Source organism: Actinoplanes lutulentus (assembly GCF_003259845.1).
GTDB classification, from domain to species: domain Bacteria; phylum Actinomycetota; class Actinomycetes; order Mycobacteriales; family Micromonosporaceae; genus Actinoplanes; species Actinoplanes lutulentus.
Genome location: NZ_QLMJ01000042.1, coordinates 1 through 2,168 on the forward strand (window position 1 = coordinate 1; position 2,168 = coordinate 2,168).

Here is a 2,168-nt window from a genome sequence, read left to right on the forward strand (position 1 = left end):
GGGTTCTGTCCCTTCTTGCGTGATTGATCTTGTCAAAATATTCCGATCACATCGGCGCGCGCTCGGCAGATTTTGGCGAGACTTGGTCATCTGTGATGCTGCTCGGCCGGGGCTCCGCTGTTGACTGGTTCGCTTCGGCGACGTGACGCAGATACAAGCGCGAGGCGATCGCGAGATACTGAAACGTCGTGGTGGACGATGCCGGACCAAGCTCGATCTGGAAGCCGTCCTCGTACTGATGTTGGTTGCGAAGCAGCCACCACCAGGCGGAGTCACTGCCGAGAAGGTTTTCGTAGCGCTCGTTCATCGAGATCGACACCGACTCTGACGCCCAGTGGCGAAGCGCCGGGCGATGCAATGCATCGAAGGACACCTCGACGGTGTCGTCATCCGGGCTCACCTCGACCTGGAGGAACCCCTCTTTGAACCGCAACTGAACTGCTACGAGCCAAGACGGATCCTCCGAGAAAGTCACGTGCACGATCTCGGCCAGATCGGTCAAGGCGGCTGGCGCCGTAAACCCAGAGCCGGGTGTCACACGATCACGATGACATGTCTTGATCTCGCCCGCTGACGGAACTATTCAGTGTCTCCTGTGATCGATCGTTGAGTGACAGTGTGACGAGGCCATCTGCCGGCTGCTGCCGCATCTTGAACAAGTGGCGATCGAGGACATCACGGAGTCTGGCGGCGGCGTTCGTCTGCGGGCGGCGGCTCGGGGAACCAAATCGCAGTGCCCGAGGTGTTTGACCTGGTCGGCGCGAGTGCACTCCCGGTATCGGCGGCTGTTGGCTGATCTTCCGGTTGCTGGTCGGCTGGTGGAGTTGTCGTTGACGGTTCGCCGGTTCTTCTGCGGCAATGTCGTCTGCGAGTCGAGGACGTTCGTCGAGCAGGTTGACGGTCTGACTCGCCGCAGAGCCCGCCGTAGTGAGCCGCTGCGGGAGATGCTGACCTCGATCGGGCTGGCTCTCGCCGGCCGGGCAGGAACCCGGCTGGCATCGAAGATCGGAATCCGGACGAGTCGCAACAGCTTGCTGAGACTTGTTCGGGCGCTTCCCGATCCGGATCATGCACCGGCGGCGATTCTGGGAGTTGATGACTTCGCCATCCGGCGAGGTCAGAACTACGGAACCGTGCTGGTCGACTGCGAGTCCCAGCGGGTGATCGATCTACTCCCGGGACGTGACGCGGCACCGCTCACCGCATGGCTGCACGATCACGAACCGCCAGCGGTCATCTGCCGGGACCGGGCGAGCGCCTACGCTGAGGCGGCCAAGGCTGCTGCACCTGATGCGGTGCAGGTCGCGGACCGGTTTCACCTGTGGCAAAACCTTGCCACCGCTGTTGATCGCCTCGCGCGACGACACCGGACCTGCTTGACCGAACAACCCGCCGTTCTTGCCCGCAACGATGCCGAGGAGGTTCCCGAACCGACGGGAACGATGGCGCAACGCCGCAGAAAACACCATGCCCTGGTCCACGAGCTGATCGGGCAGGGTGCCGGCTTCCGGCAGATCGCCCGGCACCTGGGCTGGAGCCACAACACCGTCTCCCGCTACGCCCACGCCGCGACATGGCAGGAACTCATGACCACCCAGAAACGACGCCCAAGCTTGCTGGACCCGTTCAAGCCCTACCTGATCACACGAATCGACAACGGCTGTCTCAAGGCCAGACTGCTGCACCGCGAGGTCACCGCCCAAGGATTCACCGGCGGCTACGGCATCGTCAGAGCCTTCATCGAACAACATCGCCACCGGCCCGACCTGCGCACCCAGCCCCGGCCGTTGTCACCCCGCCAGGTCACCGGCTGGATCTGCCGCCACCCCGACAACCTCAGCGAACACGACACCAGCCGGCTCCACGACGTCCTCACCCGCTGCCCGGAAATACACGCCGCCGCGGACCTCGTCCGCGCCTTCGGCGAGATCATGACCCGCCGGCACGGCCACCGCCTCGCCGACTGGATCAGCACCGCCGAGCAAGCGGAGCTACCCGGCATCAGCCGCTTCGTCAACGGCCTGAAATCCGACCTGGCCGCAGTCACCGCTGGCCTCACCCTGCCGTTCAGTTCCGGCCCGGTCGAAGGCAACGTCAACCGCATCAAAACCCTGAAACGACAGATGTACGGCAGAGCCAACTTTGATCTGCTCCGAAAACGGGTCCTT

At 63.5% G+C, this 2,168-nt stretch carries 2 protein-coding genes; one reads left to right on the forward strand and one right to left on the reverse strand.

Annotated elements, in window-relative coordinates:
• Positions 1-46 precede the first annotated feature (46 nt).
• Positions 47-538, reverse strand: a complete 492-nt coding sequence (locus tag B0I29_RS44990) for a DUF6334 family protein (protein ID WP_111655310.1) — start codon at positions 536-538, stop codon at positions 47-49.
• Positions 539-659: 121 nt separating this feature from the next.
• Between B0I29_RS44990 and B0I29_RS44995 the strand changes: the two genes are divergently transcribed.
• The coding region (locus tag B0I29_RS44995; RefSeq protein WP_220091621.1) for an ISL3 family transposase at positions 660-2,168 on the forward strand (1,509 nt) is incomplete at its 3' end.